The sequence below is a fragment of the Acinetobacter sp. 802_lipA genome (assembly GCF_058242885.1).
The window spans coordinates 566029-580816 of the sequence record NZ_JBZAYP010000001.1 but is presented as its reverse complement, the minus strand read 5'-3'; the positions used below and the strand labels follow the sequence as shown (position 1 = coordinate 580816).

The following is a 14788-nucleotide window of genomic DNA, read 5'->3' as shown; positions in this document are numbered from 1 at the left end:
TAAATTGTAATAAAAAAGAGAGCCGAAGCTCTCTTTTTTTAAGATGCAGAATTAGTGGCGTGCAGCTTTTTTGCCTTCGTCGACAGCTTTCACAATGGGTGCTTTGACCAAAGCTTCAGGCATAGAGGTCAACGCCAGTGGTAAAATCTCATCAATCGATTTCACCGCTTTAATCTCTAAACCTTCTTTAACATTGTCAGGGATTTCGGATAAATCACGGACGTTGTCTTGAGGAATGAAGACCAGCTTAATTCCACCACGGTGTGCAGCCAGTAGTTTCTCTTTCAAGCCACCAATGCGCATTGCACGACCACCGAGACTGGTTTCACCTGTCATGGCAATATCTGGACGAATTGGTATGCCTGTGAAAGCAGAAACCAATGCAGTTGTTAACGCTAAACCTGCAGAAGGGCCATCTTTCGGTGTTGCACCTTCTGGTAAGTGAACGTGAACATCTGTTTCTTCAAAGCGTGTCGACTCGATACCTAATTCATCTGCACGGGTACGCACGACAGTCATAGCTGCAGTAATGGATTCTTTCATCACGTCACCGAGTGAACCTGTGGTGATGAATTTACCTTTACCTTTCACAGCTGCAACTTCAATGGTCAGCAACTCACCACCGACTGAAGTCCACGCTAAACCGTTTACGCGACCGACTTGGGCTTCGTCTTCCGCCATACCAAAGTCAAATTTATGTGGACCTAAGTAGTCTGGAAGGTTAGCCGAAGTCACGTCGACTTGTAGGTTTTTCGCCTTCTTGCTGACCGCTTCTTTTACAACTTTACGGGCAATTTTAGAGACTTCACGCTCTAAGCTACGCACACCGGCTTCACGTGTATAACGTTGTACGATGTCACGAATCGCTTCTTCATGAACAGTCAATTCTTTCGCACGTAGACCATTATTTTTCATGGCTTTCGGAACAAGGTAACGCTCAGCAATATTGACTTTTTCATCTTCGGTATAACCCGGTAGACGAATCACTTCCATACGGTCAAGCAATGCTTCTGGAATATTCATGCTGTTCGCAGTACAGATGAACATCACTTCAGACAAGTCCAGATCAAGATCTAAATAGTGATCGTTAAACTTGCTGTTCTGTGATGGATCGAGTACTTCAAGCAATGCAGAAGCAGGGTCGCCGCGGTAGTCTTGTGCCATCTTGTCGATTTCGTCGAGCAAGAACAATGGGTTCTTCACACCAACTTTCGTTAAAGATTGCACAATTTTACCCGGCATCGCACCAATATAGGTACGACGGTGACCACGGATTTCCGCTTCGTCACGTACGCCACCAAGTGCCATACGCACAAACTCACGACCTGTCGCTTTAGCAACGGATTCACCCAGTGAAGTTTTACCTACACCTGGAGGACCAACTAAACATAGAATCGGACCTTTGAGTTTTTTCACGCGAGATTGAACTGCGAGATATTCCACAATACGATCTTTCACGTCACCTAAGCCGTAATGATCTGCATCGAGAATTTCTTGCGCTTTGCTTAAGTTAATGCTGACTTTGCTGGCTTTATTCCAAGGCGTATCTAAAATAGCCTCGATATAATTACGCACCACAGCCGCTTCACTAGACGCAGGTTGCATTGCTTTGAGTTTACGGAATTCACTTTCGGCTTTTTTACGCACGTGTTCAGGCAAATCAGCTTCGGCAAGACGTTTTTCAATTTCAGCAACGTCATCTTCCGCACCGCCGTTCATGTCAGAAAGCTCACGCTGAATGACCTTCATCTTTTCATTGAGGAAGTATTCGCGTTGATTTTTCTCCATTTGACGTTTCACTGAGTCATGTAAAGTTTGCTCAATCTGTTGCTCTTCAGATTGTTGCAATAAATACGTCATCAGTTCTTGTAAATGTGCTTCAAATTCATCGTGCTCGAGGAATTTTTGCTTTACATCAATATTCAGTGGAACACGGGTCGCTACGAAGAATAACAATTGGAGTAAATCGTCAATCTTGTTCGCAGCAGCAATCAGTTCACGTGCATTACGCAGCTTTGCTTCAGCATATTGAGCAAACAGGGCACGTAATTCTTGTACACGTGTTTCTTGCGTGGTTTCGTCAATGTGGACTGACATTGGGCTAAGCGCATGTTCTGCGGTTAGATAATCATTTTCATCAATGATTTTTTCTAGCTTTGAACGATGCAAGCCTTCAATTAATACTTTTATACAGTTTTCATCATTTTCATGATTCACAACTTGCACAATCTTCGCGACAGTACCGTATTGATATAAGTTGTCGTGATCAATTTCTTCTGAAAGAGAATCTTTTTGAGCAACTACAAATACTAGATTGTCACTGTTACGAGCCACATCAACTGCATTGATCGATTTTTCACGACCTACAAATAGCGCGATTTGCATGTGTGGATACACCACCACATCACGTAACGCTAAAAGTGGTAATACACTTGGAACCTGAGGCTCTAAGGTTTCTTGATTCATAATAATTTCAGACATGGGCACTCCTAATGAGTGACAACGGTGTTGCCATGTTTTTTATAGTGATGGGTATTTTAGAAAATACAAGGGCAGGTCAAAATAAATTGTATAAAAAATGACTAAACATGTGATTTTTAAGTATTCTCAACAGTCAAAAATGTCAATTTTAGCGCTTGAAGCGTAAATGCTGTTGAGGGGTCAGCAGCCCATCCAAAGGCTGATCCCATGTTTCTCGAATCAAGCGCTGTGAGACCAGCTGAAAGTGATGAGCCAAACCAAGGCGAAACGGACGGTGATAGGGCGCAGAAGCTAAGGTTTTGTCATAAAAACCTCCGCCCATGCCAATGCGTGTGCCATAAGGATCACACGCCAATAAGGGCATGAGTAGCAGATCTAAATGTGAAACGTGCTGGCCACGTGTTGCCATGGGCTCTTGCATACCCAGCGGATGGTGTGAAAAGCGTTTATTTTGAAATTGATGACGTGAAACTTTGACCCACACCAAGCGCTGATTCATATTGCAAATCATAGGCAAATACACTGCTTTTTTTTGATGAAAACAATAGGTAATGATTTTATGGGTTTGAATTTCCCCAAAGGCATGTAGATATATACCGACATGCTTGGCCTGTTTGAATTCGGGCACGCGTTTTAAGCGCTGTAAAATTTGCTGTTCGGACTGCTGCTGTTGGTAGGAGGAAACTTGTCGGCGTTGTTTGCGAAGCTGTTTTCTGAGTTGGGCAAGTTCAATCGACATGGTGAACGCAGTCCTGAGTATCGAAAAGATAAGTGTGAAAGTGATCGCCAAATTTAAAAGATGGCAATTGTTTATGGTGCAATCGTTGAACCTTTTTTCAGTTCTTGCAAAATAGGGCAGCAACTGTCGGTGGTGGTTTTACATTCATCCACCCAAGTTGAAAGCCGCTGTTTCAGTGCATTTAATTCTTGAATCCGTTGATCAATTTTTTCCAGACGTTGCTGAATCACATGACGGACTTTTTCGCGGTCATCCAGTTGCAAATGTAGTAGATCTTGAATTTCACTCAGCTGTAAGCCCGCATCTTTACCTTTTTGAATAAAGCCCAGAGTTTCAATGTCTTGCTGGCTGTAGTAGCGATAACTTTGGGTGGTTTCAGGAATGCGCATCAGACCAATGCGTTGATAATAACGAATGGTTTCCACATTCACCTGACAGTGTTTTGCCAGTTTGCCGATAGTGAGCATAAAATAATCTCCAAAAGGCTTGACTCAGTACCTAGGTACAGACTTTATGCTAACACAATCAAAAAATAAAAGGTGAGTCAGAATGAGTGAGCAACACAAAACTTCTTGCTGTTCCAAAGATAAATTAGCGCCTACGGTGGTAAGGATCGACCCAGTTTGTGGTATGACAGTGGCGGAAGATTCTCCACATGTGTATGAGCATCAATCTGTTCGTTATTTGTTTTGTTGCTCAGGCTGTTTAAATAAATTTGCCACTAACCCAGAGGCTTACTTAGGCTCAGAAAAACAATCAAGCACTTGTTGTGGTAAACCGAAAACAGATTTAAGCAATGCTTCATCTCAGGCGAAAGAGGGTAGTGCTGTAGTTATTTCCAAAGGCTGTGGTTGCGGATCAAAAGCTGTGTCAGATACAGAGCAGACCACATTTATTGATCCAGTATGCGGTATGACCGTAAAAGATTTAAGTAAACCGTATACTGAATGGCAGGGGCAGGACTACTATTTTTGTAGTGAAAAATGTTTGCAAAAGTTTATTGCAACGCCAGAGGCTTATGTAAAGGCTGATTCTTCAAATTCGGCAGTGAAAGCATCAGGTTGTTGTGGTTCAACTCCGAAAGTGGCTGAGGAAAAAACGTCCTGTTGTGCGCTCAAACCGCAAACACAGCCAGACACTAAAGTCAGTTGCTGTGCACCCAAGCCGAAAGTAGAAGTTGCCAAAAGTAGTTGCTGTGGTGGTGGGAAACATCAACATGAACATCATGCTCCATCTGGATCAGCTGAGTTTATGGACCCTGTCTGTGGTATGTCCGTTGATCCGAATACAGAGTTAAAAACGGATTATCAGCAACAGACTTATTATTTCTGTAATCCTTCTTGCTTAGATAAGTTTAAGGCTGACCCTGAGTTCTACTTGATTCCACCCGATCAGCGTCCTGTGCCTGAAGGGGCTGCGGATATGGACTATACCTGTCCGATGGACCCTGAAATTGTACAAAAGGGGCCGGGGACGTGTCCGATTTGTGGTATGGCACTCGAGCCGATGCAACCGACTTTAGATGATGCACCGAATCCTGAATTGCTGGATTTTAGCCATCGCTTTTGGCTGACCTTACCGCTGACTTTGATCGTGTTTGTCTTGGCGATGGGTTCACATCTTCATAGTTTCATTTCACCGCATATTCAGCCGTGGATTGAGCTAGTACTTGCGACCCCTGTGGTGCTGTGGGCAGGTAAACCCTTTATTGAACGTTGCTGGACCTCATATAAAACCCGTAACCTCAATATGTGGAGCTTAATTGGTGTTGGGGTCTTGGCAGCTTATATTTATAGTGTAGTGGCAACGATTTTCCCAAGTGTTATTCCAATGGAAGCCAAAACTGGGCACGGCGTTGCAGTGTACTTTGAAGCGGCTTGTATGATCGTATCATTAAGTTTGCTTGGTCAAATCATGGAGCTGAAAGCGCGTGCCAAGACCGCAGATTCACTCAAAGCCTTACTCAAACTGCAAGCCAACACAGCCAAGTTGGTTCAAAACGATCAAGTGGTAGAAGTGGATATCGGCATGGTCAAACAAGGCGATATTTTACAGATTTCCTCGGGCGAGCAGATTCCACTGGACGGTGTAGTGGTGGAAGGCAAAACCTATGTCGATGAAGCCATGATGACGGGTGAACCTGTGCCTGTGAAAAAGCAAGTGCATGACACGGTGATTGGCGGTACGGTCAATCAACAAGGCAGTATTCGTATTCAAACCACGGCGGTCGGGGCGAATACCACTTTGGCGAAAATGATTCAGACAGTGGCAGAAGCACAGCGTTCTAAAGCACCGTTACAACGTTTGGCCGATGTGTTTGCCAAGTATTTTGTGATTGTGGTGTTACTGATTAGTGTGTTGACCTTTGCCGCTTGGATGGTGTTTGGTGGTGCACAATTTGATTTGGCACTGATGTGTGCGGTGGCGGTACTGATTATTGCCTGCCCATGTGCGCTGGGTTTAGCAACGCCAATGTCAGTGATGGCCACTACAGGGCGCGCGGCACAAAAAGGGGTACTGTTTAAAGATGCAGAGGCGATTGAAGCTTTAAGTAAAGTGAATACGCTGATTGTCGATAAAACAGGGACTCTGACGGAAGGTAAGCCGAGTCTTAAAGAAATTCAGTTGCTCAGCCCAAATGTGGAACAAACTCAAGTTGAACAGTGGATTGCCTCGATTGAGCAATATTCAAGTCACCCGATTGCTCAAACTCTGACTCAAATTGTTCCTGCACAGCAATTGCTTAAAGTGGCAGACTTTGAGGATGTGACTGGCTTTGGCGTCAAAGGGCAGATTGGCGAGCAAACCCTCTATATTGGTAGCCAAAAGCTGCTTGAGCAATTCGGCATCACTTTAGATGATACTTTGCAAAGCCAGTTGAATCAGCAGCGTGCGACAGGCAATGTGATCAGTTTCTTAAGTAATAGCCAAGAAGTGCTGGCTTATATTGCTATTCACGATGCGATTAAGGCCAATGCTCAGCAAGTTATTCAGCAGCTGATTGATGATGGCATTGAAGTGGTCATGGCAACAGGTGACCATGAACAAAATGCCCTGTTGGTGGCTCAGGAATTGGGTATTCAACAAGTCTATGGCAACTGTACGCCAACTGAAAAACTGGAGATCGTGAAGAAATATCAGGCTCAAGGTAAAATTGTGGCTATGGCGGGAGATGGTATTAACGATGCACCTGCTTTGGCACAAGCCAATGTCGGAATTGCCATGGGGAACGGAACCGATATCGCTAAACAAACCGCACAAGTGACTTTGGTTAAAGGTGATATTCGTGGAGCAGCCGATGCGCTACATATGGCGAAACTGGGTGTTCGTAATATGAAACAGAACCTTGCTTTTTCCTTTGTGTATAACGGCTTGGGTGTACCTGTTGCAGCAGGAATTTTCTATCCATTAACGGGTTTATTACTCACCCCAATGTTCGCTGCGGTGGCGATGTCACTGAGCTCGCTGTCCGTGGTTTTAAACGCTTTGCGCTTACAGAAGAGTAAATAAGCATTTTTAGATTTTTACAGTCTCTTTTTAAGTTGAGTTTTAAAAAGCATCTTTTAAACAAAGGTGCTTTTTTTATGGTGATTCGTGATGGAATGACGAGTAGTGCGAATAAACATTAAGCCTTTCAAGAGTTTTTTCTTAATCCAACTTAATTTAAAGGGCCTTGATCCGGTTAGACCGAGTACGGTTGGTTAAAAGATGCAAAATGGATGTGTTTGTGAAAGTCATAAAGCTTTAATGAGCGTCCTCTCGTGAGTCATTTTGAAATTATATAAAACAGGAACTTAAAAAATAGTGGTAACTGCCGTACTATAAGCGGGATGGAGTAAAGGCAGGGTTCAGGGTGAATTTAAAAAATCTAGAAGCATTTTATTGGGTTGTGACTTTAAATAGTTTCAATAAGGCTGCCACAAAATTACAAACGACCCAGCCTGCCGTTTCACAAAAAATCACCTCTCTTGAAAATGATTTAGGTTTTAAAGTCCTCGATCGCAGCTTTCGACAGCTTAAACCCACTCATAAAGGCATAACCCTGTTTAAATATGCTGAAAAGTTTATGCGTTTGGAAACCGATTTGGTGGCTGAGCTGACTGAAAACCAACATCTCACAGGAACGATTCGTTTAGGTGTTTCCGAGACCATCGTTTATACGTGGCTGGTTGAATATATCGAAAAAGTACAAAAAGAGTTTCCCAAAGTTTCTGTGGAAATTGTGGTGGATTTAACCCCAAATTTGCAAGAAGGTGTGCGTACGGGGGATTTGGACATGGCCTTTTTGTTGGGGCCGACTTTGGCTTTTGAGTGTGTAGAGCAGGCGCTGTGTGACTTTGAACTGAGTTTTTTGGCAGCTCCATCTTTCAAAGGTAGTGTGGGTCAAATGTCATTTAAGGCATTGATGTCTCATACCATTTTAACCTATCCGAAAATTACCTATCCCTATAAAGAGCTCAAGGCCAAAATGAAAGAGCAGGCACTGGATGAGCCGCTGTCTATTACCAGTTATTCGCTTGCGACCTTATTGCGTCTTGCGGAGCAAGGTTTAGGGATCGCTGTTGTGCCGACCTTAACGGCGCTAAAGGAAATTACAGATGGTCGTTTAGAGATTTTAAATACCCCGATCCAGCTCAAAACTTTTCATTTCACCTCGATTTATATGCAAGGAAATGATTCTGCCTTGAAAGAGAAATTAACCGATGTCGCAGTCACTGTTTCTGAAAGTGCAATGAAAAGACTGCTTGAGAAAATTAAAAAATAATTGAGGCGCACGCAGCTTTTTGACAAGTGATGTTTCTTTATCTCAAACCGTAATTTGTTTGAAAAACCATAAAAGCAGCTTATCGTGTCTGATAAGTAAAATTTATCATTAGACATTTAATAAATAAAAAATAATAAAATACAGTTATTTAGTTTTAATAATGGATGTAAAAAGTCGTATTGTTCATCGCGCTTGCCTATGTTCTTATTTCAAATAGAAGATTTGATCCGCCATGGCTTTGGTTGGGCAACAGGGAATCTTTGTCAGTTAAAGGGATTTAAGAACAGAATTTGCAAACAAAATGATGTTCTTGGTTCAACTTGAAAATAGCGTTATTAAGCTCAAATGGACGAGGAACGCATTAAATATGTCTTTATTAAAATCTACTTTTTTATCAGATCGCCAATGGGCCATTGTTGCTTCAATCTTTATGATGGCAACTTCCGCCATGGGACCTGGTTTTCTAACTCAAACTGCGGTCTTTACTGTGAAATTGGGTGCGGCGTTTGGCTTTGCCATTCTAGTGTCTATTTTGATTGATTATGTGGTGCAGCAAAACATTTGGCGTGTCGTAACGCTGACGCAAATGCGTGCCTCGGATATTGCCAATAAAGCCTTGCCGGGCAGTGGTTACTTACTGGCTTTTCTGGTCATTTTGGGTGGCTTTTTCTTCAGTATTGGTAATATTGCAGGTGCGGCTTTAGGTCTCAATGCCTTATTTGGTTTGGACACCAAATGGGGCGGCATTTTAAGTGGTGCTTTGGCCATTTTAATTTTTGCTTCAAGAAAAGCCACGCTGGCCATGGATAAAAGCATGATCGTTTTGGGGTTGCTCAAAATCATCTTGATTATCATTGTTGCCGTCATTGTGATGCCACCTGTGGGCCAAGCTGTTCATCAAACGTTTGCACCCGACCAGATTGATTTTGCCATCATCACCACGATTGTTGGTGGAACGGTCGGCGGCTATATCTGCTATGCAGGCGCCCATCGTTTACTGGATAAAGGTGCGGTTGGCCCTGAAAATATTGATGAAGTTGCAAGAGCCGCAACCAAAGGTATTGTGGTTGTAGGCATCATGCGTTATGTGCTGTTTTTAGCTTTCTTGGGTGTGGTGGTAAGTGGCGCAAGTATTGATTTAGCCAGCCATGATGCCAATCCCGCAGCGCAAGCTTTTCAATATGCCGCAGGAACTTTTGGTTATAAATTATTTGGTCTAATTTTCTGGGCAGCAGGGATCAGTAGTACCATTGGCGCCGCTTATACTTCGGTTTCATTCTTTACCGCATTTAAGAAAAACCTCAGTCCAAAGCAAACCAATTACACCACCATTACATTTATCTCTTTAGCTTTATTGCTGTATGTCGTACTGGGCGCAACCCCTGCTGGACTTTTGATTTTTGTTGGTGGCTTTAATGGCTTGGTACTGCCAATTGGTTTGACTATTTTTGTTTATGTTGCCGCTTGTCGTAAAGATATGATGGGGAATTATAACTATCCAAAATGGTTACTTATTTTGGGTGTACTCACATGTATGTTGACATGGTGGATGGGCTATATGTCCTTTACTACAGTCTTTAATTATTTAACCAAACTTTAAGCCAGACGATGGTGAAGTGATAAAGGAATTAAGCCATGTTTGTAGATTTAAATAGTGACTTGGGTGAAAGTTTTGGTTCGTGGAAAATGGGCAATGATGACCAAATTCTACCTGTGGTCACGAGTGCCAATATTGCATGTGGCTTTCATGCAGGTGATCCGCTGGGGATTTTAAAGACACTGCGTAAGGCTGTTGAATTAAATGTCACGATTGGCGCGCATGTATCTTATCCAGACCTCGTCGGTTTTGGTCGCCGTAATATGGATGTGTCGCGTGATGAGCTGATTGCCGATGTGCTGTATCAAATTTCTGCACTAGATGGTTTAGCCAAAGTTGCTGGTTCTCAAGTGCAATATGTGAAACCACATGGCGCCCTGTATAACACCATTACACACGATCAAGCTCAGGCCGCTGCGGTGATTGATGCCATTAAAATGTATAACCCAGAACTGGTTTTGGTGGCACTGGCAGGTTCCCATTTGGTTGAGCAAGCACGTGCAGCAGGCTTAAAGGTTGTATCTGAGGCATTTGCAGACCGTGCTTATAACAGTGATGGCTCATTGGTTTCACGTCGTTTGGACGGGGCTGTTTTACATGACTCAGCCTTGGTGGCACGCCGTGTGGTGTCTATGTTGAAAAATGGCGGCGTTGATTCGATTGATGGTGTATTTACCCCTATTCAAGCGGACACGATTTGCTTACATGGTGACACCGCGGGTGCTTTAGAGATGTCGGCTGCGATTAAAGCTGAACTGCTAAATCATCATATTGAAATTCGTCCCTTTGTCTTAAAGCATGAGGAAGTAGGCAATGTATAAGGATATCCGAGTCGATTCAGCGCAGCTTGAAGCCGCTTTAGCCGCACGTTTAAAAATCCGTGCAGGCTTTGACAAACCAACGGCGGGTATGGCTGCGGGCATGACGCAGGTCAATATGATTTCGGTACCTAAAGATTGGGCTTATGATTTTCTACTGTATGCACATCGCAATCCGCAAAGCTGTCCTGTTTTAGACGTGCTAGAGGAAGGTGTTTATGCCACAAGACTGGCAGAAAATTCAGATATACGCACTGACTTTCCACGTTATCGCATCTGGAAAGAGGGTGAAATGGTCGATGAAGTCACGGATGCTAGTGACATTTATCATGCGCATCCTGACTTGGTAACGTTTTTAATTGGCTGTAGTTTTTCCTTTGAAACAGCACTGCAAGAGGCGGGCATTGAAGTTCGTCATATCCATGATCAGACCAATGTACCGATGTATTTGAGCAATATTCAATGTCAGCCTGCGGGTCGTATTTCGGGCAATATGGTGGTTTCTATGCGCCCAATTCCATCCCATCAAATCACGGATGCCGTCAAAATTACAGCACGGATGCCAAGTGTGCATGGTGCACCCGTGCATATTGGATATCCTGAAGGTTTAGGCATTCGTGATGTGAATCAGCCAGACTTTGGTGATGCTTCACGTATTGAGGCTGGGGAAATTCCAGTATTTTGGGCTTGTGGTGTCACCCCGCAAGCAGCGGTGATGAACTCAAAAATTCCTTTTGCCATAAGCCATGCTCCCGGTCATATGTTGATTACCGACATTCCTGATCGTGCATGGATAGCTTAAGCGGGACCAAAGAATACTTAAAAGGATAGGCATATGCGTTTTTTATCGGTAAACGCGGATTGTTTTCTTATAGAGCTTGACAGCCTAGAGGAAACATTGGCGTTGTACAATAAATTGCACACGATGCAATTGAATGGAATTAAAGACTTAGTCCCTGCTGCAAAAACGATTTTGGTATTTTTTAATGAAATTGAGACCACCTTTAAAACACTGGTTACTTCGATTCAGACTGTAAAAATTGGTTCAGGCGGTGAGCGTAATGTCCAAGAATTGATTATTCCTATCTGCTATACGGGCGAAGATCTTGCTCAAGTTGCAGAGTTACAAGGGCTTTCAATTGCTGAAGTTATCTTGAAGCATCGTCAAAGTGTTTGGAATGTGGCTTTTATTGGCTTTGCACCGGGCTTTGCTTATATGAGCAGTCCCGATCGACCATTTACAGATATTCCTCGCTTAGCTGTGCCACGTAAAAAAATACCGTCGGGTTCTTTGGGACTGGCAGGACAATATTCAGGGATTTACCCGAAAGACAGTCCGGGGGGCTGGCAGTTGATCGGTACGACTGCTGAAAAAATGTGGGATCTAGAGCGTAAAAATCCAGCGCTATTGTTACCAGGGATGACGGTCCATTTTGAAGATGTCACACATCAACCGACTACGGTTAGCGTAGCACAGCAAGTCACTCGTACAGTTGAACCCAAACAATCCATGCCTTTGTTTACGGTAACTGCACCGAGCCTACACATGCTGATTCAAGATGAAGGGCGTTTTAACCAGACCAAGATTGGGGTTGGTGTTGCAGGGGCGATGGATGTATCGGCGATGCACAGTGCAAATCGAATTGTTGGTAACCCAACTCCGACACCTGTGATTGAAGTTTTAAATGGTGGTTTGAAAGCCAAAATGCATCAGTCCACAGTCATTTCGGTTACGGGAGCAATTTCAAACATCCACGTGAAATTTAGTGATGGACAAAAGGCTGATTTTGAGAGTTATCAAGCGATTGCCCTTGATGGAGGTGATGAATTTCAGATTCAAGAACCGACGGCAGGGCTAAGAAATTATCTGGCGATTCGTGGTGGTATCGACGTACAGCCTGTGCTGAATAGCGCCTCATTTGATAGTTTGGCCATATTAGGACCAGAACCTCTAAAAATGGGGGATACGATTTATCAAGGACAGGTTGAAGTTTCAAATATCAGTAATACTGAAATTGCGAAGTTAAACTTGCCCAAAGTCGGCGATGTGGTTGAGCTCGACATTGTGATGGGACCTCGAACGGATTGGTTCGAAGCGGAGAGCATTGAGCGCTTATGTCAGCAAGCTTGGCTTGTGACGAATGAAAGCAATCGGGTTGGACTGAGACTTTCAGGTGAGCAGCCGTTGCAGCGCAAAATTACCCATGAGTTGGAAAGTGAGGGAACTTGTATTGGTGCCTTACAGATTCCACCCAGTGGTCAACCTGTACTGTTTATGAATGACCATCCTTTAACTGGTGGCTACCCCGTCATTGCGGCTGTGGCAAAGTACCATTGGGACTTGGTGGCGCAGATTCCAGCAGGTTGCCAAATCAAATTTAAAAAAATGACCGAATTTACAGATTTTGAGAATAAATGATGACGACTGAAAAATTATTAATTGCAAACCGTGGTGAAATTGCCGTTCGTATTATTCATGCTTGCCGTGATATGGGTATTAGCTCAGTTGCGTTATATGCTGATGATGATATGGATAGTATGCATGTCGAACTGGCGGATGAAGCATGGGGTTTGGCCGGTGCAACTGCACGTGAAACTTATTTGAATATTCCAGCCATTCTTGAGGTTGCTAAAAAATCCAAAGCGACCATGGTGCATCCAGGTTATGGCTTTTTATCTGAACGTGCTGAATTTGCACAGGCCGTAATTGATGCAGGCTTAAAGTGGGTCGGGCCGTCACCAAGTGCCATTGAAAAGTTGGGTGATAAAATTGAAGCACGTAAGATAGCCGCTTCAGTGGGCGCACCTTTAGTTCATGGTACACAAGGCCCCTTAAATAATGCTGATGAAGCACTCGAGTTTGCAAAGCAGTTTGGTTTACCTATTGCGATTAAGGCCGCTTTTGGCGGTGGTGGTCGCGGTTTAAAAGTCGTTTGGAAACTGGAAGATGTAAAGGAGCTGTATGATTCGGCTGTACGTGAAGCACAAGCCGCTTTTGGCCGCGGTGAGTGTTTTGTTGAGCAATACTTAGATCAACCACGCCATGTTGAAGCACAAGTGATTGCCGATCAACATGGCAATGTTGTGGTTTTAGGCACACGTGATTGTTCGCTACAGCGTCGTAATCAAAAACTGATTGAAGAAGCGCCAGCGCCTTTTATCAGCGATGCGATATATCAAGAAATTTTAACTTCGGCTAAAAATATCTGTCAGGCAGCCAACTATGTCGGTGCGGGTACAGTTGAATATTTGCTGAGCCGTGATGGAAAGCTTTCATTTTTAGAGGTTAATACCCGCTTGCAGGTGGAACATCCTGTTACTGAAGAAACGGCCAAAGTCGATTTGGTGGTTGAGCAAATTCGCGTGGCTCAAGGCCATGAACTTTCAATCAAAGAAACCCCGAAAGCGCAGGGGCATGCCATTGAGTTTCGTATCAATGCTGAAGACCCCGCTCGTGGCTTCATTCCTGCTTTTGGTGTATTGAGTTTATTTGAAGCACCATTTGGTCAGGGGGTACGTGTAGACACAGGTGTTCGTACTGGTTCTTTGGTGTCGAGTCATTTTGATTCGCTTATGGCAAAACTGATTATCACAGGCCCAACCCGTGAAATTGCGATCGCTCGCGCTAAACGTGCGCTGAAGCAATTTAAAATTGAAGGGGTTGCGTCGGTTTTAGACTTTCACCGTGTTGTATTAAATGAAGCTGATTTTACCGCCACATTTAATGTTCATACTCGTTGGATTGAAAATGATTTTAAACAGGACTTAAAGCCAACGAAACGCAGTATTCCGAATCATCAACAGCCGATGTTACTCAGTTATATTGAAATTGATGGGAAATTACATCGTTTAGGCTTACCTGCGGGTATGTTTGCACAAAACCCTACAATGACGTCTCAAGACCAACCAGCTACAGAAACAGCAGTGAGTGCTGAACACTTACTTGCACCAATCAATGGCGTAATTAGCGCTTGGAAGGTAGAAAACGGGGAGCAGGTCGCAGAGGGGCAGGTGGTGGCGATTATGGAAGCCATGAAAATGGAAGTCCCTGTACTTGCACATCAAAGTGGAGTGATTCAATTGATGGTTCAGCAAGGGGTGACCTGTCACGCAGAGCATATTATTGGATCGATTTGCTAAAAAAATAAATCATGTGAATGCACCTGATGCAGCATTTAGCTAAGTCAGGTTTTTGTTTGAAAACTCTTAAAAGTTGAGGGCTGGTTAGCTTTGTTTTATGGACAAATGAAGTGGAAAAATGGTTCGATTAAGATTTAATAGTCCAATAAAAGCGTTATTTAAAGAGATATTCAATAATCATTTTGTTCTGTAGCTCGGAGACAAGATGAAAGCGATAAACTTGAAAAATAAAAATTAAAGAATATTAG

At 43.5% G+C, this 14788-nt stretch carries 9 protein-coding genes and 1 pseudogene; 7 read left to right on the top strand and 3 right to left on the bottom strand.

Annotated elements, in window-relative coordinates; all coding sequences use genetic code 11:
• Positions 1-51: 51 nt before the first annotated feature.
• The 3 genes from lon to AC4CU3_RS02835 all read right to left on the bottom strand — a co-directional run bounded on the left by lon (position 52) and on the right by AC4CU3_RS02835 (position 3687).
• Complete coding sequence (gene lon, locus AC4CU3_RS02845; RefSeq protein WP_279043498.1) at positions 52-2481, bottom strand: endopeptidase La; 2430 nt, start codon at positions 2479-2481, stop codon at positions 52-54.
• A gap of 148 nt (positions 2482-2629) precedes the next feature.
• Positions 2630-3220: a 5-formyltetrahydrofolate cyclo-ligase gene (locus AC4CU3_RS02840; RefSeq protein WP_279043500.1), complete on the bottom strand. Its 591-nt coding sequence runs from the start codon at positions 3218-3220 to the stop codon at positions 2630-2632.
• A 71-nt stretch (positions 3221-3291) separates the two neighbouring features.
• The gene (locus AC4CU3_RS02835; RefSeq protein WP_279043501.1) at positions 3292-3687 is read right to left on the bottom strand and encodes a MerR family transcriptional regulator; all 396 of its coding nucleotides are present in this window, start codon (positions 3685-3687) and stop codon (positions 3292-3294) included.
• A gap of 82 nt (positions 3688-3769) precedes the next feature.
• On the opposite strand from AC4CU3_RS02835, the gene AC4CU3_RS02830 reads away from it, so the two are divergent.
• The 7 genes and pseudogenes from AC4CU3_RS02830 to AC4CU3_RS02800 all read left to right on the top strand — a co-directional run bounded on the left by AC4CU3_RS02830 (position 3770) and on the right by AC4CU3_RS02800 (position 14540).
• Complete coding sequence (locus AC4CU3_RS02830) at positions 3770-6730, top strand: heavy metal translocating P-type ATPase (protein ID WP_279043503.1); 2961 nt, start codon at positions 3770-3772, stop codon at positions 6728-6730.
• 343 nt (positions 6731-7073) lie between these two features.
• Complete coding sequence (gene mumR, locus AC4CU3_RS02825; protein ID WP_279043505.1) at positions 7074-7985, top strand: LysR family transcriptional regulator MumR; 912 nt, start codon at positions 7074-7076, stop codon at positions 7983-7985.
• 345 nt (positions 7986-8330) lie between these two features.
• Positions 8331-9585 (top strand): annotated as a pseudogene (locus AC4CU3_RS02820) (NRAMP family divalent metal transporter).
• A 35-nt stretch (positions 9586-9620) separates the two neighbouring features.
• On the top strand, positions 9621-10403 hold the full coding sequence (locus tag AC4CU3_RS02815; protein ID WP_279043507.1) for a 5-oxoprolinase subunit PxpA: 783 nt from the start codon (positions 9621-9623) through the stop codon (positions 10401-10403).
• Positions 10396-11202, top strand: a complete 807-nt coding sequence (locus AC4CU3_RS02810) for a putative hydro-lyase (RefSeq protein WP_279043509.1) — start codon at positions 10396-10398, stop codon at positions 11200-11202. Before AC4CU3_RS02815 ends, AC4CU3_RS02810 begins: the two co-directional genes overlap by 8 nt.
• A gap of 33 nt (positions 11203-11235) precedes the next feature.
• Complete coding sequence (locus tag AC4CU3_RS02805; RefSeq protein WP_279043510.1) at positions 11236-12819, top strand: 5-oxoprolinase subunit B/C family protein; 1584 nt, start codon at positions 11236-11238, stop codon at positions 12817-12819.
• Entirely contained in the window at positions 12819-14540 is a 1722-nt protein-coding gene (locus AC4CU3_RS02800; RefSeq protein ID WP_279043549.1) for an ATP-binding protein, read from the top strand. The genes AC4CU3_RS02805 and AC4CU3_RS02800 overlap by 1 nt, the downstream gene beginning before the upstream one ends.
• The last annotated feature ends 248 nt before the right edge of the window (positions 14541-14788 follow it).